The 20,359-nt window shown below is 69.6% G+C and carries 19 protein-coding genes; 13 read left to right on the top strand and 6 right to left on the bottom strand.

Features of this window, described 5'->3' with window-relative positions:
* The first annotated feature begins 97 nt into the window (after positions 1–97).
* On the top strand, positions 98–1,057 hold the full coding sequence (locus ACZ4U4_RS10270; RefSeq protein ID WP_467871267.1) for an alpha/beta fold hydrolase: 960 nt from the start codon (positions 98–100) through the stop codon (positions 1,055–1,057).
* Positions 1,058–1,070: 13 nt separating this feature from the next.
* On the opposite strand, the gene ACZ4U4_RS10265 is transcribed toward ACZ4U4_RS10270, so the two are convergent.
* From ACZ4U4_RS10265 to ACZ4U4_RS10255, 3 genes are all read right to left on the bottom strand, one after another.
* Positions 1,071–2,528 (bottom strand): eCIS core domain-containing protein, encoded by a 1,458-nt coding sequence (locus ACZ4U4_RS10265; protein ID WP_467871264.1) that lies wholly within the window; start codon positions 2,526–2,528, stop codon positions 1,071–1,073.
* A gap of 421 nt (positions 2,529–2,949) precedes the next feature.
* Positions 2,950–3,147: a DUF397 domain-containing protein gene (locus ACZ4U4_RS10260; protein WP_467871261.1), complete on the bottom strand. Its 198-nt coding sequence runs from the start codon at positions 3,145–3,147 to the stop codon at positions 2,950–2,952.
* 10 nt (positions 3,148–3,157) lie between these two features.
* Positions 3,158–4,012 carry a helix-turn-helix domain-containing protein gene (locus ACZ4U4_RS10255; protein WP_467871258.1) on the bottom strand — a complete coding sequence of 285 codons (855 nt, stop codon included), beginning with the start codon at positions 4,010–4,012 and terminating at the stop codon, positions 3,158–3,160.
* Between the two features lie 228 nt (positions 4,013–4,240).
* On the opposite strand from ACZ4U4_RS10255, the gene ACZ4U4_RS10250 reads away from it, so the two are divergent.
* The 3 genes from ACZ4U4_RS10250 to ACZ4U4_RS10240 all read left to right on the top strand — a co-directional run bounded on the left by ACZ4U4_RS10250 (position 4,241) and on the right by ACZ4U4_RS10240 (position 5,862).
* Positions 4,241–4,456: a hypothetical protein gene (locus tag ACZ4U4_RS10250; RefSeq protein ID WP_467871255.1), complete on the top strand. Its 216-nt coding sequence runs from the start codon at positions 4,241–4,243 to the stop codon at positions 4,454–4,456.
* Positions 4,457–4,617: 161 nt separating this feature from the next.
* Positions 4,618–4,794 carry a hypothetical protein gene (locus ACZ4U4_RS10245; RefSeq protein ID WP_467871252.1) on the top strand — a complete coding sequence of 59 codons (177 nt, stop codon included), beginning with the start codon at positions 4,618–4,620 and terminating at the stop codon, positions 4,792–4,794.
* A 165-nt stretch (positions 4,795–4,959) separates the two neighbouring features.
* Positions 4,960–5,862 (top strand): TauD/TfdA family dioxygenase, encoded by a 903-nt coding sequence (locus ACZ4U4_RS10240; protein ID WP_467871249.1) that lies wholly within the window; start codon positions 4,960–4,962, stop codon positions 5,860–5,862.
* Positions 5,863–6,001: 139 nt separating this feature from the next.
* Here the strand turns inward: ACZ4U4_RS10240 and ACZ4U4_RS10235 are convergent, their stop codons facing one another.
* Positions 6,002–6,775, bottom strand: coding sequence for a glycosyltransferase family 2 protein (locus ACZ4U4_RS10235; protein ID WP_467871246.1), 774 nt, complete (start codon positions 6,773–6,775; stop codon positions 6,002–6,004).
* A 66-nt stretch (positions 6,776–6,841) separates the two neighbouring features.
* Here ACZ4U4_RS10235 and ACZ4U4_RS10230 point away from each other — a divergent pair, with 66 nt between their 5' ends.
* The 5 genes from ACZ4U4_RS10230 to ACZ4U4_RS10210 all read left to right on the top strand — a co-directional run bounded on the left by ACZ4U4_RS10230 (position 6,842) and on the right by ACZ4U4_RS10210 (position 13,497).
* The gene (locus ACZ4U4_RS10230; protein WP_467871244.1) at positions 6,842–8,098 is read left to right on the top strand and encodes a nucleotide sugar dehydrogenase; all 1,257 of its coding nucleotides are present in this window, start codon (positions 6,842–6,844) and stop codon (positions 8,096–8,098) included.
* Between the two features lie 49 nt (positions 8,099–8,147).
* On the top strand, positions 8,148–9,533 hold the full coding sequence (locus ACZ4U4_RS10225; RefSeq protein WP_467871241.1) for a hypothetical protein: 1,386 nt from the start codon (positions 8,148–8,150) through the stop codon (positions 9,531–9,533).
* Positions 9,530–10,639 (top strand): glycosyltransferase family 4 protein, encoded by a 1,110-nt coding sequence (locus tag ACZ4U4_RS10220; protein WP_467871239.1) that lies wholly within the window; start codon positions 9,530–9,532, stop codon positions 10,637–10,639. The genes ACZ4U4_RS10225 and ACZ4U4_RS10220 overlap by 4 nt, the downstream gene beginning before the upstream one ends.
* A gap of 208 nt (positions 10,640–10,847) precedes the next feature.
* Entirely contained in the window at positions 10,848–12,644 is a 1,797-nt protein-coding gene (locus tag ACZ4U4_RS10215) for an ABC-F family ATP-binding cassette domain-containing protein (protein WP_467871237.1), read from the top strand.
* Between the two features lie 160 nt (positions 12,645–12,804).
* The gene (locus ACZ4U4_RS10210) at positions 12,805–13,497 is read left to right on the top strand and encodes a response regulator transcription factor (protein ID WP_467871234.1); all 693 of its coding nucleotides are present in this window, start codon (positions 12,805–12,807) and stop codon (positions 13,495–13,497) included.
* Positions 13,498–13,571: 74 nt separating this feature from the next.
* Here ACZ4U4_RS10210 and ACZ4U4_RS10205 read toward each other — a convergent pair whose 3' ends face one another.
* Positions 13,572–13,880, bottom strand: a complete 309-nt coding sequence (locus ACZ4U4_RS10205) for a hypothetical protein (protein WP_467871231.1) — start codon at positions 13,878–13,880, stop codon at positions 13,572–13,574.
* A gap of 15 nt (positions 13,881–13,895) precedes the next feature.
* Positions 13,896–15,566: a sodium:solute symporter family protein gene (locus ACZ4U4_RS10200; protein ID WP_467871228.1), complete on the bottom strand. Its 1,671-nt coding sequence runs from the start codon at positions 15,564–15,566 to the stop codon at positions 13,896–13,898.
* A 304-nt stretch (positions 15,567–15,870) separates the two neighbouring features.
* Here ACZ4U4_RS10200 and galT point away from each other — a divergent pair, with 304 nt between their 5' ends.
* The 4 genes from galT to ACZ4U4_RS10180 all read left to right on the top strand — a co-directional run bounded on the left by galT (position 15,871) and on the right by ACZ4U4_RS10180 (position 20,308).
* The gene (gene galT, locus ACZ4U4_RS10195) at positions 15,871–16,941 is read left to right on the top strand and encodes a galactose-1-phosphate uridylyltransferase (RefSeq protein ID WP_467871225.1); all 1,071 of its coding nucleotides are present in this window, start codon (positions 15,871–15,873) and stop codon (positions 16,939–16,941) included.
* 2 nt (positions 16,942–16,943) lie between these two features.
* Positions 16,944–17,993, top strand: coding sequence for a UDP-glucose 4-epimerase GalE (gene galE / locus ACZ4U4_RS10190; RefSeq protein WP_467872073.1), 1,050 nt, complete (start codon positions 16,944–16,946; stop codon positions 17,991–17,993).
* On the top strand, positions 17,993–19,186 hold the full coding sequence (gene galK / locus ACZ4U4_RS10185) for a galactokinase (RefSeq protein WP_467871223.1): 1,194 nt from the start codon (positions 17,993–17,995) through the stop codon (positions 19,184–19,186). Before galE ends, galK begins: the two co-directional genes overlap by 1 nt.
* Positions 19,187–19,498: 312 nt before the next feature.
* Positions 19,499–20,308 (top strand): LuxR C-terminal-related transcriptional regulator, encoded by an 810-nt coding sequence (locus tag ACZ4U4_RS10180; protein ID WP_467871220.1) that lies wholly within the window; start codon positions 19,499–19,501, stop codon positions 20,306–20,308.
* Positions 20,309–20,359 lie beyond the last annotated feature (51 nt).

Genomic DNA, 20,359 nt, shown 5'->3' with positions numbered 1-20,359 from the left:
GCCGATGCGTCGAGGGTCCGGACCGTGTTGCGCACCATCCTATCTTGAACTGATCGGTTCAAGATGCGTTAGCCTTCCCCCCACCCGCCCGACATCGATGGAGGATCCCGTGACCGGCCCGGCAACCAGCACTCCGCATGTCTCCGAAAGCAACCCCGTCCCTGACCTGCCCCTACAGCAGCTGGCCGGATTCACGCACTGCTGGGTCGACGCGGACGGCGTCCGCCTCCATGCCGTCGAAGGCGGACGGCCGGACGGCCCCGCCGTCGTCCTGCTCGCCGGATTCCCGCAGACCTGGTGGGCCTGGCGAAAGGTGATGCCCAGCCTCACCCGCCGGTTCCGCGTCCTCGCGATCGACCTGCCGGGCCAGGGCCACTCCGAGCGGCCGGCGCACGGCTACGACACGCACACGGTCGCCGCGCACGTCCACGCCGCCGTGCAGGCGCTCGGAGTGTCGACGTACTCCCTGGTCGCCCACGACATCGGCGCCTGGGTCGCTTTCTCCCTCGCCCTCAACTTCGAAAGCCACCTGCGCGGGGTCGCCCTGCTCGATGCCGGAATTCCCGGCATCACTCTCCCGGAGACGATTCCCACCGACCCGGATCGCGCGTGGAAAACCTGGCATTTCGCGTTCCACGCCGTGCCCGACCTGCCCGAGACGCTGCTCGCCGGCCGCGAACGCGAGTACCTCGGCTGGTTCCTGAAGGCGAAGGCCCTGTCTCCCGACACGTTCGACGACACCGAACTCGACCACTACGCGGCCGCCGTCGCCACCGACGGCGGCCTGCGCGCCTGCCTCGCGTACTACCGGGACGCCGCGGAGTCGGCACGCAAGAACCGCGAGGCGCTCCAGCGGCAGCACCTGACCGTGCCCGTCCTCGGAATCTCCAGCAGCCACGGCTCCATCCCGGACATGGCCACCTCCCTCAGCCCCTGGGCCGCCCACACCACCGGAATCGTCGTGCCCGACGCCGGCCACTTCATCCCGGACGAGCAGCCGGAAGCTGTCGCTGCCGCGATAGCGCGCTTCGCTACAAGGGTTCCGCAACTGATGTGATCACACCAACTCGTCAGAAGTTGTTGAAGTCCCTCATCTGTTCCATCGTGTTCTCCCTGCTCCTCGCCACATAGTTATCGACTTCCCGGTCCAGGGCCTGGTTGCGGGCATTCCGGAGATTCTCATAGGTCTGGGGGCTGAAATCTCTGATGGTCTGCACGGCCTCCGCGCCGTCACCGAACTTCTTGGCCGCCGCCAAACCTCCGAGAAGGGTCGAACCAAGCTTGGCCGCCACTTTGAGGCCGGGGTGCGGTATGAAATTCGTGGCCTGGCCGATCGCCGCGCCCGTCGCCAGGGAGCCGATAACGGAGCCTTCCATTTCCCGTTTCTTTGCCTCCAGCGTTTTATCAAACTGCTCCAGGAGTTTCTGGCCTTCCTCGGGACTCACGTGCTTTGCGGCCTGCTCCATTGCATGGCGCACCTTGTCCTCGCCCTCCAGTGCGACCCAGGTAGCCCAGCGCGCCCCTTCCGAGACGCTCTCCATACTTGGCGAAGGCCCGGTCAACGCGGCGGCGCGACCGGTGACAGCCGACTGCACTCCGCTGGCCAAACCTGTGGCGAACGGGCTCTCCGGCGTGTGTGCAGCCAGCCTCTGCCGGGCCAGCTGCGACAGCACATCGGCCGCGCCCCGGTCTCCCCCACCTCCGTGCGATGAGCCGGTATGGCCACTGCCCGGCTGTCGCGGGCCCACCTGCCCGTGCGGCGCGCCAGCGGCGAAGGCCGCCGGCCGCCCGTGCGAGGCTGCGCCTTGTTCCTGCGCCGCGAAGAGGGCGAGGACTCGTTCGCAGATGGCGTCGGCCAGCTCTCTTGCGCCGGCCTCGCTGTCCTCGTAAACGTGATTCCGCTCTTCGGTGATGAATTCCTTGATCGCATTGCTGGATTTGAAGCCAACCCGGCCCTTCGCCGCAATTCCGAGAGGTCCGGCAACACGTTGTTCGACCAGTGTGGAGATGGATATCTTGTACTGGTCGAGAAATGACCGAACGCTCTGTTCGTCGCTGAGCTCTCGCGTCTTCTGCGAGTCCTGCGAATCCCGGAGAATCACCCGCCGCTGGATCGCGCTCCCAGCCGGGGCGCCACTGCTCTCGGCGGGCGCCGCAGCTGGCTGAGGATGCGATGTACTGCTTTGCATCACCCGCGTCGCGTTGGCCTCTGCTTCACGTTCGAAATGGTCACCCGGGTCGCTGACGGAAAGCCCTTGGCCGTTGTCGGTCCCTGCGACCGGGCCTTTACGTTGCTGAATGACGTGGGTGAGTTCATGGGCCAGGGTGTGCTTGTCGCCGCCACCCTCACCGATTACCACATGATTCCCGCTCGTGTACGCGCGAGCGCCGACCTCGGCCGCAGAGGCGCGGGCCTGGCCGCCCTCGTGGATACGGACGTCGGAGAAGTCCGCGCCGAGCCGGGTCTCCATGTCGGTCCGGGTGGCCTCGTCGAGCGGACTGCCGCTGGTGCCCAGTACATCGTGCACGGTTGAGCGCTGCACGGCGGGCGAATCCCCTCGGTGGCCGCAGCCGGCAGAGTGCTGGTGCTGCTCAGGCTGAGCCCATGGGTGACCGGACTGACGGAGCATCTGCACGACCGCCGCATTGCCGACCGACCGCTGTAGACCGAGCGGGCCCAGCATCTGTTGGGGAGGGGCCTGCCCGGACCGGCGGGGACGTGCGGCCTTCCGGGACCCTTCCGACTTCGCTCTCTCCTGCTCGTACACGGACACCCTCCCCTGGCGTGGAATCGTCAATTTCTACAGGGCAGGGCCTTTTGTTGCCAGGTACTCCCGGGCAGGTCTGGTGCCCGACCGGGCAACGTTCACCACGATCCCGCCCCGCGCCACTCAACAGACGAGATCGCTTGCTGCAACGCAAGGGCGACCGACGGTTACGGGAAAGTCCTCAGCTGACGAAGTGGTCGAACTCGCCGTTCTTCACGCCGAGGAGGAAGGCGGCGAGTTTTTCCGGGGTGGTTTTGACGATGACGGTGGGGTCGTCGCTCTCGCGCAGGAGAATTTCACCGTCGACTATGGCGGTTTCGAGGCACTGCGTGTTGGAGTTGGAGAAGCTTGACTTCTGCCAATTGATTTCGCTGTTCATTCCCTGACTCTCACGGTTCCTTTGTGACGTGGTGGACGAAGCTTCGCGACTCTTCGGGGGTGAGTGCCGCCTGTTCGGCGCGGTCGAGCAGTGTGCGATAACGGTCGAGGTCGGCGGCTGAATGCAAGAAGCTGTTGCCGATTGCGGTATCGATGTGAACGGTATCGAGCTGCGGGACGACGCCGCTCGCGTACATCACTGTCTGCGTCACGTCGATGAAGTCCTCGTTCGCGAACGGAATAACCCGGAGGGTCAAGCCGGGGTGCTCGGACACGGACAAGAGGTGTTCGAGCTGCTCGTGCGCAACCCTGCGTCCGCCTACGCGCATGCGCAGGGCCGCTTCATGAATGATGACCTGGAAATTCGGCGGAGCATCTCGTTCCAGGATGCTCCGCCGCTTCATTCGATGCTCGACACGGGACTTCAGTTCGTCGTCGGGGAGTTGCGGAATGGCGCCTGCGAACAAGGCGTGCGCATACTCCTCGGTCTGGAGGATCCCCGGAAACGTGATGGGTTGCAGATATCGCAGCTCTGTGGCGTGGTGCTCAAGCTCGGCGATGTCGAGGAACCCGGGAGCGAGCACGCCGCGATAGTCGTCCCACCAGTATTGTCCGCGATGCTCGCGCGCGATGGCGCACAGTGCCTCGATGAGGGCTTCGTCGTCGCAGGCGTAGAAGACGGCGAGCCGGCGGATGCGGTCCTCGCTGACTCCGATGCGTCCCGCCTCTATGTGGCTGATCTTGGCCTGGTCGGTCGAAACCATGCCCGCCGCCTCGCGGGCGGTCTTGCCTGCGCGCTCGCGCAACTTGCGTAGCTCGCCGCCGAGTCGAGCCTGGCGGGCCGTCGGGTTGTCCCTCGGTGGCATGTCACCTTCCCCTTTTTGCGCACAGTCTTGCGCGTGCCGACGAGGGCGGTCCACTCAACCTGGTTAATGCTCTGCGGCAAGCTTGCTACGGCGCATATATGCGCCTACCTTCCAAGTGGTGCAGCGCAGCACGCGGGATCTCCCAAGTGCCGCCCCCTGCATGCCCGTTGGGATCCCCAAGGGCTCACTTCAGCGCGCCCAACGCCGCGCACAGAAAGGTGTAGCCACATGCCCCTCCACCACTCCACCCCCGACGACGTACCCGACCTCGTCGCGGAGCTGCGTACCGCGCTCAAGGACAACGGCATTACGCTGCCGTCGCTCGGCGTCGATCTGCCGAGCTTCGCGGGCAGCTACGGCGTCCCGCTCGTCGCCCTCGGCAACTGCAACGCGGCCACCGCGCACCAGCTCACCGAGGTTCTGCGCAAGGCGGCCACCCGGTGAGCGGCCTGGTCGGTCTTGTCTGCACGGTCGTCGGAGCGCTGCTGGAGCGGTTATTCCCGGGGCGGGGTGGTCATCGTGCGACCCGTAGCGCCAGCGCCTTCGCCGCAACGGCCCGGCCACCGACCGTTGCTCCGAGGCGACGCCTCGTATGCGTTCCCCGGGTGCCGCCCGACCTGCTCCCCCTGCTGGGAGGCGGGGACAACGGCCTCGTCCGGCCGTACGTCCTCGCCGCGCAGGAGCGGCAGCGCCTGGCGAATAAGCGTGCCAGGCGCCGGGAGCTGGAGGAGGCTGTCCGGGCGCTCAACGCCTGGTCGTCGGGTGGTGGCGGGCGGGGCTGAGGCCGCCCGCACGAGAGAGGGCGAGCTGTTGAAGCCTCCGCAAGCTGGGGAATGTCCGAGCAGGTCGCAGACACCGCCACTGGCGGCAGGCGGACCGCCGTCCGCCTGCCCCTGGCCCCCGTCCCCACCTGATCCACGAAAACCCCGAGAGACAGGAAGTTCCGCGTGTTCATCGATATCCCGAGTGAACTCGAATCCGCTCTGATCGACCTTCCCCTCCCGACGTGGAAACTGGACGGCTCGTTCCTGGCGAAGTCCACCATGGAGCGGTATCGGGCCGAACTGACGGCCATACCGCGGTTCGAGGAGGCCGCCGCGACGCTGCGCCACGCGCTGACCGGGGAGGGCGGCGGATACGCCGTGTTGCGCCTGGGAAACCTCGCCAAGGCGCTGGGGGCCGACGACGACCGGTTCCTGCGGCTGGCGACAGCCTTCGTCGCCGAGGTGGCGGTCCCCTTCTCGCCTTTCCCGCGGTGGCCCCTGTGGAAGGACATCGGGGTCAAGGCCGACAAGGACCCCGGCAAGTCCAGCGGCATCGGGTACAACGCGTTCCACATGGACCTGGTGAACGCGACCCTGCCCCCGGACTACACCACGCTCCTGTGCGTTCGCCGCGACCCGCTCGGCGGCGGCACCAGCATCCTCTCCGACGCCCACGCGGCGGTGGCGCGGCTTTCGGAGAACAGCCGCGCCCTGCTGGCCGAGACGGCCTACCACTACGGGACTTTCTTCGACCTGCACGTCGTCGGTGAGGAGTACAAGCCGTTCCCGATCCTGGACGGCTCCGGCCCGGGCGCGGGGTTCGTCCGGTTCACCGCCAAGATGCTGGAGCGGTCCCAGCTCGGCCAGGCGCACGCCAACGCCGCCAGGGAACTCGCCGAGGAGCTTGTGCGGGGGCAGGTCTCCTTCATGCTCCAGCCCGGGGATTACCTCATCGTGAACCAGCGCCGCTTCCTGCACGGCCGGGAGGCGCTCCACAGCGGTCAGGAGAGCGTCCCGGTCTCCGACCGGCGGCTGCTTCTCCAGCTCTTCCTGCGCGCAGGGGTCGGCGGTGGCTCGGCCGCGTAGCCGGCCGACGGCACCGGTGATCTACCGAATCCCGTCCCCGGGGCCAGCTCCCGAGCACGCGGCACGGCCGTGGGTCGGGGCACGGTCGGGCACCCCCGGAAACGGTCGCGCACCGGGCTCCCCGGGCCCGTGCACGGAGTCAGATGCGCGAGTTGCGCAGCGACTGCCACACGGCGCCGGCCAGCGCCCGCGTCGCTCGCGGGACCGACAGGTGCTCGTGCTCGCGGTACAGGGCCCAGTTGTACTGCACAAGCGACAGCTTGTTGGAGGACAACGATCCCGCCTGGTGGGCCCGGTACACCGCAAGCGGCTCGGCCAGGCCCCGGGCGTCAGCACCGTCACGCATGATCGACAGCCAGAGGGCGTAGTCCTGGCGCTTGCGCATCTCCGGCATCAGCCTCGTGCCCAGGACATTGCGGTCGTACATGGCGGTGAGAGCACCGATGTGGTCTCGGACCAGCATCGCGCGGTAGTTCACATGCTCCCGCGCACGGACCACCCGCCCGTTCGGGACCCAGTCGGTGCTCTCGCCGTCGTGGTCGGCGTCCATCTTGAAGTACGAGGTGAACGTCAGGGGCGCATCGCCTGCCGCGGCGAAGGCGAGCTGCTTCTCGGTCTTCTCCGGAAGCCACATGTCGTCGCTGTCGAGAAAGGCGATGTAGTCACCGCGGGCCCGCTCGATGGCGAGGTTGCGGGCCCGGCCCGCACCGCCCCGCTCGGGCGCCGCCTCCGGCAGGACGCGCTCGTCCTGGGCGGCGAATTCGCGGAGCAGGTCCATGGAGCCGTCGGAGGACTGGTCGTCGGTGACCAGCAGCTCCAGGTCGCTGTGGGTCTGCGTGAGTACCGATCGGACGGCTGCGCCGAGGGTGGCCGCCGAGTTGTAGACGGGCATCACGACAGACACCAGGGGCACAGCGCTTCTCCTTGCCGGATAAGGAACGACAGTCCATTCAAGCACCGCGAACGAGTAGGAGCTGACATGCAGATCGTCATTGCTGGTCAGGGCTACGTAGGGCTTCCGCTGGCCGTACGCGCCGCGGAGGTGGGGTACCGCGTGATCGGCTATGACGTGGACGCTCACCGTGTCCAGCAGCTCGCCGCCGGTCACTCCTACGTGGAGGATGTGACCTCCGCACGGCTGCGGGGCGTGCTGGACTCCGGGGTTTACGCCGCGACCACCGACGGCGCCGCGCTGGCCGGTTTCGACATCGCGGTGATCACCGTGCCGACCCCGCTGCGGGACGGCGTGCCCGACCTGACCTACATCGAGTCCTGCGCCCGAACCCTGGGTGAGCACCTTCGCCCTGGCGCGACCGTGGTCCTGGAATCCACGACCTACCCCGGCTGCACTGAGGAACTGCTGCTGCCGATCCTGGAGAAAACATCGGGCCTGCGGGCAGGAGAGGACTTCCTGGCCGGATTCAGTCCCGAGCGCATCGCTCCGGGGAACAAGCGGTGGTCGTTCGACGGGACGCCGAAGGTGGTGTCCGGTATCGACGCCACCTCTCTCGACGTGATCAAGAGGTTCTACGACGGCATCTTCCAGACGACGGTCCCGGTGTCCGGGCCCAAGGTCGCCGAGCTGGCGAAGTTGCTGGAGAACACCTTCCGGCTGGTCAACATCTCGCTCATGAACGAGCTGGCGACGCTCGCGGCGCCCCTCGGCGTGAACCTCTGGGAGGCGATCGACGCTGCCGCGACCAAGCCGTTCGGCTTCACGCGGTTCACCCCGGGGCCGGGAGTCGGCGGGCACTGCCTGCCCGTCGATCCGCTGTTCCTCTCGTGGAAGGTCGAGCAGGAGCTGGGGGTCCCCTTCCGGTTCGTGGACCTCGCCGACGACGTGAACCGGCACATGCCCGACTACGTCGTCCAGCGCGTCGTGGACGGCCTCGGCAAGCGCGGTCTGCCCATCAAGGGGTCGCGCGTCTTGCTGCTCGGCCTGACTTACAAGTACAACGCCACCGACCTGCGCAACTCTCCTTCCGCGAAGGTCGCTGAACTCCTCACCGACCTCGGTGCCGATGTCCGCGGAGCCGACCCCAACGTCCAGGAGAGCGACACCAACAGGCTGAACATGCCCCGGGCCGATGCGAAGCCGCAGGAGGTGGCTGCTGCTGATGCCGTGGTGCTCCTCATGGACCACACCCGGTTCGACCTCACCATGATCGAGAAGCACGCGTCGTACGTTCTCGACTGCCGCAATCGCCTGTCCGGCGCGAACGTCGAGACCCTGTAGCTCCCCAACTCCCCCCGGCAAGACGATCACTTCACCCGAAGGAGTTCCCTTGTACGACGAATGGGAGCACGCCCACACGGACTACACCAAGCCTGCGCAGCGACCGGCCCCGGCCTCTCTGACCGAGACCGAGGACGACTGGCGTCGCTGCCTGGAAGACGACACCCCCAACGGGTGGCTGATCCAGCACAGCGCGATGACCGAAACGCTCGCCAGCGGCCGGCCCATGTACTTGCTGCACACCACCAAGGACATCACCGCCATCCGCACCAGCGGTGAACTGCACGTCTCCACCGGATGCCTGGTCGGAGCCCTGTACTGCTCCCCACTCGTTCGTCAGCGCGAGGGATGGCGCCCGCACAACCTCGGCGCCTACCTCATGCAGACGAAGCCGAACACCACGCCCATGATCTTCGAGGTCACCCCGGACGCCCCGATCCCCACCAAGGGCGTGGACTACCTGCACCTGGGCACCATCCACCTGCGCACGTACTTGCGCTACCAGAGCTTCCTCACCCCGGCCGAGAACGACTACCTCGAACGTGCCCTGACGGCCGGGCTGCGCACCGCGGCCGTGTTCCTCGACACTGCCCTGCGCAACGCCGTCGGCCGGGCCACCGCAGCACCCGGGTTCATTGATCAACTGGCTGCCGCCGTGCCCGCCGTGCCGTTCCTCGGCTATCTGTACTTCGAGGTGCTGTCCGAGTACCTGATGCTCCACTCCGCGACTCCGGAGACCAAGACCTACGCCCAGGCCGGGGAACTGAACAACTGGCTGTACAAGAGGATGGCGTTCGCCGCCGTGGACGGCATGCACCACTTATTCGACTTGGCCCGTTTCCATCCGCGCCATCAGCGGCTCCTCCAGCTCATCGACGGCGTGGAGCCCTCGCTCGCCCCAGGAGTCGCCGAGTACGTGCGGCGACGGCTGTCCCACCTGTTCGCCCGGATCGCTCTGCACCCGTCCCAGGACGCGGCATCGGTCACCTTCCGAGGCGCTGATCTCGGCACGCTCCGGCAAGTCGCGCCGGGGTTGATCGGCCAGATGATCTTCCGCGAGATCCGGTACATGCCGCGCTACCAGCAGCTCTACCACTGCTTCGAGAAGGCCAAGGCGCTGGAGGCATGGGACTACTGGAACCGCGAGGGCATCCCCACACCCTTCAACGGCATCCTCCCGAAGGGCGAGATCGGGATACACCCCGTCTACCCCCGGTCGGCCGTCAGAGCGTGGACGGCCAAGCAGGACAGCAAAGGCTTCCTGCACCCGGCCCAGGAGATCACCGCCGTGTTCACACCGCACCTGGCGTCGTGGTGGGCGCCACCGCGTCACCGCGGACGGAAGGCCGGCGCCGACCTGCGGATCACGGTGGACCGGGGAGCCCCGTCCTCGCTGCCCGCCCACCGGTCGTCTATCAAGGGGGTCTCCGCATGACCACCAAACTCCTGAACATTGTGACCGGCATCAACCGCATCTCCGTGCCTTCGTCCGGGAGCCTGATCCTCGTCAACGATCTTTACCGCGCGATGCCCGACACCCATACGACCTTCCTGGGCAGGGCACCGGTCGATCAGGCGTGGAAGGCCGCCTTTGATCGTCTGATCAGCCTCTCCACGACGAAGCGCCCTCACGGTCCCGGCTTCGACTCGTACGTTGACGAGCTGACCCGTGAGGTCGGTGCGCTCATCGCGAAGATCCAGCCGAACGCCATCCATGCCCAGTATCTCGGCTTCGCTCTCAGCCTGGCCTTCGTCCGATCCGCCGGCAGCATCCCGATCATCGCCCTCGCCCACGGCCCCGACGTGATGGTGGCCGAGCGCAGTGCATCGGAATGCGAGGCCATGAATGAGGTTGCTGCTGCGAGCGCCGCGATCGTCGCCCCGACCGGCGCCCTCGCCGCCCGCATCGACCGTCTCACCGGACGCCGATTCACCGATCGGCTCACCGTCATCCCGTGGGGCATCCGTTTGAGCGATGTTCGGGTGCGCGATCAGCCTCCTACTGGAACCGGCCCCCTGTCCTTGGTGCACGCCGGGCGTCTGGACGGCAACAAATCCACGATCACCGCCATAGAAGCCCTCGCGTTGACCGAGCAACCGCACCACTTGGCCGTGATCGGCACGGGACCCCTACGGGAGCATCTGGAGCAGCGGACCATCGAACTCGGGCTGCGGGACCGAGTCCATTTTGATCCGTTCCTGCCCCGCGCCGAACTGTGGCGCCACCTGCCGGACTTCGACGCCTTCGTCTTCACTACCAGAGGCCTGGAGGCATTCGGACTTGTCCTCATCGAGGCCCAAGCCCACGGACTCCCGGTTGCCTACTCCAATCTTCCCGGTGTAAGGGAAATCCTCGGAAGCGCTGGCATTGCCTACACCCCTGGCGACCCCCGCTCGCTGGCTGTGGCCCTGGACGAGATGGGCCGAGACTCCCACCGGCGCAAGGACCTGGCCAAGGCTGCTCTCCGTAACGCGCGCCGATACGACATCACTACCACCGGCCGCCAGCTTCGCGAGCTGACGCTCCGCGTCACCTCCTAGCCTCGATGGAAATCTTGCCGCGGGATGTCCCAACGGCCCTCAACGCCTGGTCATCCGCCGGCGGCGGACGCAGCTGAGGCCGCGCCCCGGGTCCTCCCTCCCGGGGGCCGGGGCAGCACCCCGGCCCCCGTCTGCGCCATGGGATCCTGGAAGGGCCCAGGGAGCGTGCGCCGTACCGGAGCCGCGCGGGCCGTCAGCAGGGAGAGCAATGGCCAGCAACCTCGTCAATCTGGAAGCCGTCGGCAAGGTCTACGGGACGCGTGCCCTCCTCGACGGTGTCTCGCTCGGCGTCAACGAGGGGGACCGGATCGGCGTCGTCGGGCGTAACGGTGACGGCAAGACCACCCTGATCCGGATCCTCGCCAAGCTGGAGGGCGCCGACGACGGCCGCGTCACCCACGCCGGTGACCTGCGGCTCGGCGTGCTCACCCAGCACGATTCGCTGGACCCGGAAGCCACGATCCGGCACGAGGTCATCGGCGATCTCGCGGACCACGAGTGGGCGGGCAACGCCAAGATCCGCGATGTGCTGACCGGCCTCTTCGGCGGCCTGGACCTGCCGGGCTTCGGGCAGGGCCTGGACACCGTCATCGGCCCGCTCTCCGGTGGCGAGCGCCGCCGCATCGCGCTGGCGAAGCTGCTCATCGCCGAGCAGGACCTCATCGTCCTCGACGAGCCCACCAACCACCTCGACGTCGAGGGCATCTCCTGGCTCGCCCGCCATCTGCGCGCCCGCCGCTCCGCCCTCGTCTGCGTCACCCACGACCGCTGGTTCCTCGACCAGGTCTGCACCCGCATGTGGGACGTGCAGCGCGGTGACGTCCACGAGTACGAGGGCGGCTACAGCGACTACGTCTTCGCGCGGGCCGAGCGCGAGCGCATCGCGGCGTCGGAGGAGGCCAAGCGGCAGAACCTGATGCGCAAGGAGCTGGCGTGGCTGCGGCGCGGTGCCCCGGCGCGTACCAGTAAGCCGCGGTTCCGGATCGAGGCGGCCAACGAGCTGATCGCGGACGTGCCGCCGCCGCGGGACAGCGCCGAGCTGATGAAGTTCGCCAGCTCCCGGCTGGGCAAGACCGTCTTCGACCTGGAGGACGTGACCGTCCAGGCCGGGCCGAAGGTGCTGCTCAAGCATCTGACCTGGCAGCTGGGGCCCGGCGACCGGATCGGTCTGGTCGGCGTCAACGGCGCGGGCAAGACCTCGCTGCTGCGGGCGCTCGCGGAGGCGGCGCGGACGCAGGGCGAGGTGCAGCCGGTCGGCGGCAAGATCGTCGTCGGCAAGACCGTGAAGCTGGCGTACCTCTCGCAGGAGGTCGCCGAGCTGAACCCGGCGTGGCGGGTGCTGGAGGCGGTGCAGGCGGTTCGTGAGCGCGTCGATCTCGGCAAGGGCCGGGAGATGACCGCGGGCCAGCTGTGCGAGAAGTTCGGCTTCACCAAGGAGAAGCAGTGGACGCCGGTCGGTGACCTCTCCGGCGGTGAGCGCCGGCGCCTGCAGATCCTGCGGCTGCTGATGGACGAGCCCAACGTCCTCTTCCTGGACGAGCCCACCAACGACCTGGACATCGAGACCCTGACGCAGCTGGAGGACCTGCTCGACGGCTGGCCCGGCTCGATGATCGTCATCAGCCACGACCGGTACTTCGTCGAGCGCACCACCGACCGCGTCTTCGCGCTGCTCGGCGATTTCCGGCTGCGGATGCTGCCGCGCGGTCTTGACGAGTACATCGAGCGGCGCGAGGAGATGGCCGAGGCGGCGGCCCCGGCGCCCGCGCAGGCCGAGGCGCCGAAGAAGTCGGCGGCGGTCAACCGCGCGGCGCAGAAGGAACTCCAGCGGATCGAACGCCAGTTGGACAAGATCGGTGACCAGGAGTCGAAGCTCCACGCGCAGATCGCCGAGCACGCCACGGACTTCGAGAAGGTCGCCGGTCTCGACGCCGAACTGCGTGAACTGACCGGCCGCCGCGAGGAGTTGGAGATGCGCTGGCTGGAGCTGGCCGAGGACGCCTGACGGCCGCGGCCCGGGAAGGTACGCCTTGCCCGGGTCCGACCGGCCCCGGGCAATCCGGCCGAGTCCGGTCGGACGGGGCGCGCCCGGCGCGGTGAGCGTGTAGCTTCCCGTGCACGGCGGGCCCGGTCAGGGCCCCGTGCGCCGGGAGGAGGGCCGCGGGATGGGCGTACGGCTCGTGGTGGTCGACGATCACCGTCTGCTGGCCGAGGCGCTCGCCTCGGCCCTGAAACTGCGCGGGCACCGGGTGCTGGCGGCGGCCGCGCCGTGCGCCGGCGCCGCGGAGTTGGTGGTGAGCCGGGCCCCGGAGGTGTGCCTGCTGGGGACGGCGGCGCCCGCCGAGCCCGGGGTGTTCGACCCGGTGGTCCGGATCAAGAAGGAGCGGCCGGGGATCGCGGTGGTGGTGCTGGGCCCGGTGCCGTCGCCGCGGGGCATCGCCGCCGCGTTCGCCGCGGGCGCCTCCGGCTACGTACGCCATGACGAGCGGATCGAGGGCGTGGAGCGGGCGATGCTCAAGGCGCGGGCGGGCGAGGTGGCCGTCGCGCCGGTCCTGCTCCAGCAGGCGTGCGAGGAGCTGCTGCACCCGGCGGCGGAGCCGGACGACGAGGGTGCGCGGCTGCTGGCGCTGCTCACCCCGCGCGAGGTCGAGGTGCTGATGCGGGTCGCCGACGGCGAGGGCACCCGGCAGATCGCGGCGGGCATGGGCACCGCCCCGTCCACCGCGCGCACCCATGTGCAGCGGGTGCTGATGAAGCTGGAGGTCGGCTCCCGGCTGGAGGCGGCGGCACTGGCGGCCCGCACCGGCCTGCTGGAGCGGGCCGCGGAGGCGACGGAGAGCGCGGACCCGAGGGCGTAGGGCGGGGCCGGGCCTGCGGACGTAGCCCAGCGCCCGGGCCCGCGTACGTGACGTAGGCCCGGGCCCCTCGGTGGTCAGCTCGCCGGAGCGTCCCCCGGTGCCTCGCCGGTCAGTTCCTCGGCGGTGGGCGGGACGGTCGGCCGCAGCTTCAGCCAGACCAGGAAGAAGAGGCCGAGGGCGAGCATGCCCAGGCCGGTCCAGAGGTTGATGTTGATCCCCTGGGCCTTCTTCAGGTCCGCGTCGGAGGCGGTGAACCCGGCGATGGTGACGATCACGCCGTAGACGGCGAAGAGGCCGCCGATGATGCGCCGGACGTCGAAGAGCCGGGCGGCGGTCGCCGATTCGCGTTCGAGGGCGGCGACGTCGTGCTGGTGGTCGGACATGGTGGGCTCCCGGGCTCAGAAGGAGAAGGGGACGTAGCAGAGGGCGGCGAGGACGACCGCGCCCCAGCCCAGCAGGGCGGGCTTGCGGTACCACGCGTCGTCGCCGTCGGCGGGCACCTCCGCCATCTCCGGCGACCTCGTGCCGTAGACGAGCCCGGCGAGCGACTCGGCCGGCTTCGGCTTGGTGACGAGGGTGACGAGGACCATCACCACCGCGCCGACCACGAACGCGACGATCGACGAGACGAAGTTCGCGCCCTGCTCGGACGGGATGGAGATGACGCCCTGCTTGTACAGCCCGAAGTAGTTGATCATCGCGGCGGCGGTGCCGGAGAGCAGGCCCCAGAACCCGGCGGCGGCGCTGGTGCGCTTCCAGAACATCCCGATGATGAAGACGACGAAGAGCGGGACGTTGAAGAAGGAGAACAGCGTCTGGAGGTAGTTCATGATGTTGCTGAAGGACGAGGCGATGAACGCGGTGCCCATGCCGATCAGCACGCCGACGGCGGTGACCACCCGCCCGGTCTTCAGGTAGTAGGCGTCCTCGCGGCCCTTCTTCAGATACGCGCCCCAGATGTCGTTGGTGAAGACGGTGTTGAACGACGAGACGTTCGCCGCCATACCGGCCATGAACGCGGCGAGCAGACCGGTCACCGCGATGCCCAGGACCCCGTTGGGCAGCAGATCGCGCATCAGCACCGGGATGGCGTCGTTGTACTGGAGCCCGTCCTTGGTCTTGCCGAGCGTCGGCTCCATGACCAGGGCGATCAGCCCGGGGACGACCACGACCAGCGGGATGAAGATCTTCGGGAAGGCGGCGATCAGCGGGGTGCGCTTGGCGGCGGAGAGGTTCTTCGCGGACAGCGCGCGCTGCACCTCGGCGAAGTTGGTCGTCCAGTAGCCGAAGCTCATCACGAAGCCGAGCCCCAGGACGAGGGTGAGCCAGTTGGCGCCCAGCGGGTTGGCCTCGCCGATGCCGGTGCCCTTCCAGGCGGTGAGGAATGCATCGCCGTGCGAGGAGGTCAGCGAGTCGGTCAGCCCGTGCCAGCCGCCGACGCGCTTGAGTCCGACGATCGTCAGCGGGATCAGCGCGGCGAGGATGACGAAGAACTGGAGCACCTCGTTGTAGATCGCCGAGGAGAGCCCGCCGATCGTGATGTACGCGAGGACGAAGAACCCGGCGACGACGATCGCCACCCACTGCGGCCAGCCCAGCAGCGCCTGGAGGACGATCGCCATCGCGTAGAGGTTGACGCCCGCGATCAGCACCGACGACACGGCGAAGATCACCGAAGACAGCAGGTGCGAGGACGGGCCGAAGCGGTGCAGCAGGAACTCGGGCACCGAGCGGACCTTGGAGCCGTAGTAGAACGGCATCATCACCAGGCCCAGGAAGACCATCGCGGGGATGGCGCCGATCCAGTACCAGTGGACGGTGTAGGCGCCGTACTGCGCGCCGTTGGCGGCCATGCCGAGGATTTCGGTGGCACCGAGGTTGGCGGCGACGAACGCGAGACCGGTGACCCAGGCGGGCAGCGACCGGCCGGAGAGGAAGAAGTCCAGGCTGGTGCGGACGCTGCGCCGGGCGGCTATGCCGATGCCGAGGACGACGGCGAAGTAGAGGGCCAGGATCGCGTAATCGAGCCCGTTGGTGGGAAGCCTGAGCCCTTCGGCCAAGGTGATCATGAGGGCACTCATTTCCGGGGGCTGGGGGAGACCCCCAGGAGGACACATCGTTGTGCTCACGTGGAACGCACAAAAAGCTACGCGCGAGGTTCCGGAAACTGAACACTTATGTTCGTTTCAGTTTGGACAAGGAGCGGATGTGCGGTGCTTTTGTAGCGTTATGTCCGGCGCAATGGGTGCCTGGCGCGCCGCCTCCGCGTCCCGGTCCCGTATTGACTGCCCTGTTGGGTTGTGCTTCATTGTGTTTGTTTTTGTGTTCGGTCGAGGCGGTGGCGTCGGCCGAGTGGCAGGCTGAGGAGCCCCCGTGAAGAAGACGACGACCCGGCTGGCCGACGGCCGGGAGCTCATCTACTACGACTCCCGCGACGACGCCGACCGCGCCGCCCCCGACCACCGCCCCCTGCCACCGGTCGCCACCTCCTCCGAGATCCGCCGCGACCCGCTGCTCGGCGACCACGTCGCCATCGCCTCGCACCGCCAGGACCGCACCTACCTCCCGCCGGCCGACGCCTGCCCGCTCTGCCCCACGCGCGAGGGCCGCCCCTCCGAGATCCCCGCAGGCAGCTACGACGTCGCCGTCTTCGAGAACCGCTTCCCCTCCCTCGCCGGCGACAGCGGACGGTGCGAGGTGGTCTGCTTCACCTCCGACCACGAGGCGTCCTTCGCCGACCTCACCGAGGAGCAGGCCGCCCTCGTCCTGGCCGCCTGGACCGACCGCACCGCCGCCCTCCAGCAGCGCCCCGAGGTCGCCCAGGTCTTCTGCTTCGAGAACCGCGGCGCCGAGATTGGCGTCACCCTCGGCCACCCGCACGGCCAGATCTACGCGTACCCCTTCACCACCCCGCGCACCGCCCGCATGCTCGCCTCGCTCGCCGCGCACCGCGAGGCCACCGGCGCCAACCTCTTCGACGAGACCGTCGCCCGCGAACGCGCCGACGGCGTCCGCATCGTCCTGGAGACCGACCACTGGACCGCCTTCGTCCCGTACGCCGCCCACTGGCCGTACGAGGTCCACCTCTACCCGCGCCGCCGGGTCCCCGACCTGACCGCGCTCGACGACGCGGCGCGCACGGAGTTCCCGCAGGTCTACCTGGAGCTGTTGCGCCGGTTCGACCGGATCTTCGGCGAGGGCGACGGCCAGGGACCGGACGCGGACGCCACGGCCCGCACGCCGTACATCGCCGCCTGGCACCAGGCGCCGGTGAACGCCCCCGACCGCGACGAGTTCGCCCTCCATCTGGAGCTCTTCACCATTCGCCGTACCGCCGGAAAGCTGAAGTTTCTCGCGGGTTCCGAATCCGGCATGAACGTGTTCATCAACGATGTGCCGCCGGAAGCCGCGGCCCAGCGACTGCGAGAGGTAGCGACCAAGTGAGTGTGAGCGTGCCGTCCCCCAAGCCGACCACCCGAGCGAAGTGCCTGGTCACCGGCGGTGCCGGCTATGTCGGCAGCGTCGTCGCCGCCCATCTGCTGGAAGCCGGGCACGACGTCACCGTCCTCGACGACCTCTCCACCGGTCACCGCGAGGCCGTCCCGGCCGGCGCCCGCTTCATCGAGGGCCGCATCCAGGACGCCGCCCGCCACCTCGACGCCTCCTACGACGCCGTCCTGCACTTCGCCGCCTTCTCCCAGGTCGGCGAGTCCGTCGGGGACCCGGCGAAGTACTGGCGCAACAACGTCGGCGGCACCATGGACCTCCTCGACGCGATGCACGGCGCGGGCGTCCGCGCCCTCGTCTTCTCCTCCACCGCCGCCACCTACGGCGAACCGGCCACCACCCCCATCACCGAAGCCGCCGCCACCGCGCCGACCAGCCCGTACGGCGCGAGCAAGCTCGCCGTCGACCACCTCATCGGCGGCGCGGCGGCCGCCCACGGCCTGGCCGCCGTCTCGCTGCGGTACTTCAACGTCGCCGGCGCGTACGGCGACTGCGGCGAGCGCCACGACCCCGAGTCGCACCTCATCCCGCTCGTCCTCCAGGTCGCCCAGGGCCGCCGCGAGACGATCTCCGTCTACGGCGACGACTACCCGACCTCCGACGGCACCTGCATCCGCGACTACATCCACGTCGCCGACCTCGCCGAGGCGCATCTGCTGGCGCTGGAGGCGACGCTGAGCACCGTCGCGGAGGCGTCCGACGGCGACCTGCGCCCCCACGTCCGCCCCGGTGAACACCTCATCTGCAACCTCGGCAACGGCAACGGCTTCTCCGTCCGCGAGGTTATCGACACCGTCCGCAAGGTCACCGGCCACCCGATCCCCGAGGTCCTCGCCGACCGCCGCCCCGGCGACCCGGCCGTCCTCGTCGCCTCCGCGCAGACCGCCACCGACCGCCTCGGCTGGCGCCCCACCCGCGCCGACCTGGCCGGAATCATCGCGGACGCCTGGGAGTTCGCCCGCCGCACCACCCGGACGAAGGAGTCCTGATGCCCACGCACGAAGCCGCCGACCCGACCGCCGCCCCGCACGGCGCGGCCCGCACCACCGCGGCCTTCCGCGCCGTGTACGGCACCGCGCCCACCGGCGTCTGGGCGGCGCCCGGCCGGGTCAACCTGATCGGTGAACACACCGACTACAACGACGGCTTCGTGCTGCCCTTCGCCCTGACGGACACCACCCTCGCCGCCGCAGCGCCCCGCACCGACGGGGCGCTGCGGCTGCACTCCGGCGACGTCCCCGGCGGCGTCGTCGAGGTCCCGGCCGACGCCCTCGCACCCGGCCGGGACCTGGGCTGGGCCGCGTACCCGGCGGGCGTGGTGTGGGCGATGCGGGACGCCGGACTGCCCGTCGGCGGCGTCGACCTGCACCTCGACTCCACCGTCCCCACCGGCGCCGGACTCTCCTCCTCCGCCGCCCTGGAGGTCGCCACCGCCCTCGCCCTCGACGGGCTGTACGGACTCGGGCTCGACCGGCAGGAGGTGGCCCGCCTGACACAGCGCGCCGAGAACGCCTTCGTCGGCGTCCCCTGCGGGATCATGGACCAGACGGCCGCCACCAGCTGCACCACCGGCCACGCACTCCTCCTCGACACCCGCGACCTCACCACCCGCCAGGTCCCCTTCGACCTCACCGGCCACGGACTGCGGCTGCTCGTCATCGACACCCGCGTCCGCCACGCCCTGGCCGACGGCGCCTACGCCGAACGCCGCGCGGGCTGCGAACGCGCCGCCCGCCACCTCGGTGTCCCCGCCCTGCGCGACATCGATTACGGCCAACTCCAGGACGCACTGGAGAAGTTGGCCGAACACCCCGACGTACAGCCGCTGGTGCGGCACATCGTCACCGAGAACCACCGCGTCCAGCAGGTCATCGCCCGGCTGGACGCGGGCGAGCCCCGCGCCGTCGGCCCGCTGCTCACCGCCGGACACGCCTCGCTCCGCGACGACTTCGCCATCTCCTGCGCCGAACTCGACCTCGCCGTCGACACCGCGCTGGCCGCCGGTGCGCTCGGCGCCCGGATGACCGGCGGCGGCTTCGGCGGCTCGGCCATCGCCCTCGTCGAGGACGCGGCGGCACAGCAGATCACCGACGCCGTCCACACGGCCTTCACCACCGCCGGACACACCGCCCCGCGCGTCTTCACCGCCCGCCCCGGACCCGGCGCGCACCGCGCCGCCTGACGTACCGCCCGGCGCACGCCGGGCGGCCGCGTCAACACGGCGCACCACCCCGGCGGTACACACCGGCGCGGGGCGGGGAGCGCGCCGCGGCCCCGCGCGCCGGGACTTTCCCCAAAGCGTCGCTGCCCGGCGCGCCCGTCCGTACCCTGAGATGAGCGCCGGTGGGGGCCGGTGCGTTCATCCGGGGGAGCGGCGCCGCACCACGCGCGCCGGGCGGCGGGTACCGGCCACGGCACCGTTCGTGCCCGGACAGCGATCTTCACCCAGGGTCCGGTGGCCGCTAAGGTCCGTTCCCCACGACAGGGGGTCCATGTGCAACGCATCCGGGTACTGGTGGCCGACGGCCACCGCATCTTCGCCGAGTCGCTGGCCGCGGCGCTCGCCGCCGAGGCGGACGTCTGCGTGGCGACGGCGGGCAGCGCCCACGCCGCGCTGCGCACCCTCGAACGCGCCGCCGCCGAGGGCCGCCCCGTCGACGTCCTGCTGGCCGACGCCGACCTCACCGCCGCGACACCGACGCTCACCGCCGTCCCCGCCCAGCAGACGCGGGGCCGGGGCGGCGGCGCGCCGCGCCCGCCCCGCGACGGCATCGCCCTGGCCGCGGCGGTCCGCGCCGCCCACCCGGAGCTGCGCACCGTCGTCCTCGCCGAACGCGACGACCCGCGCCGGGCGGCCGCCGCACTCCAGGCGGGCGCCCAGGGCTGGGTCGCCAAGGACTGCTCCCTCTCCCGGCTGCTGACGGTGATCCGCGGGGTCCTCCGCGAGGAAACACATCTGCCGCCCGCCCTGCTCACCGGCGTCCTGCGGGAGCTGACCGCCGCCCGCCGCCACCGCACGGAGAGCGAACGCCTCGTCGAGACCCTCACGCCCCGCGAGCGCGAGGTGCTGCGCTGCATGGTCGCCGGCATGGGCCGCAAGGCCGTCGCCGAACGCCTCTTCCTCTCCCCGCACACCGTCCGCACCCATATGCAGAACGTCCTCGGCAAGCTCGACGTCCACTCCACGCTCGCCGCCGTCGCCCTGGCCCGCCGGGCGGGAATCGGCCCGGTGGAACCGGAGCCCGCACCGGCCGCCCCGGTGGAGGCCCGGGCAGGGGCCGGAGCGGCGGCCCCGGGGCGCTGACGGGCGCGGTCCCTTGTGCCGAGGGGCCGCGCCTTGCGTTGAGGGGCCCGC

Source organism: Streptomyces sp. NPDC029159 (assembly GCF_055564055.1).
The sequence above is the reverse complement of the archived record's forward strand: the minus strand, read 5'-3'. Positions and strand labels throughout refer to the sequence as shown.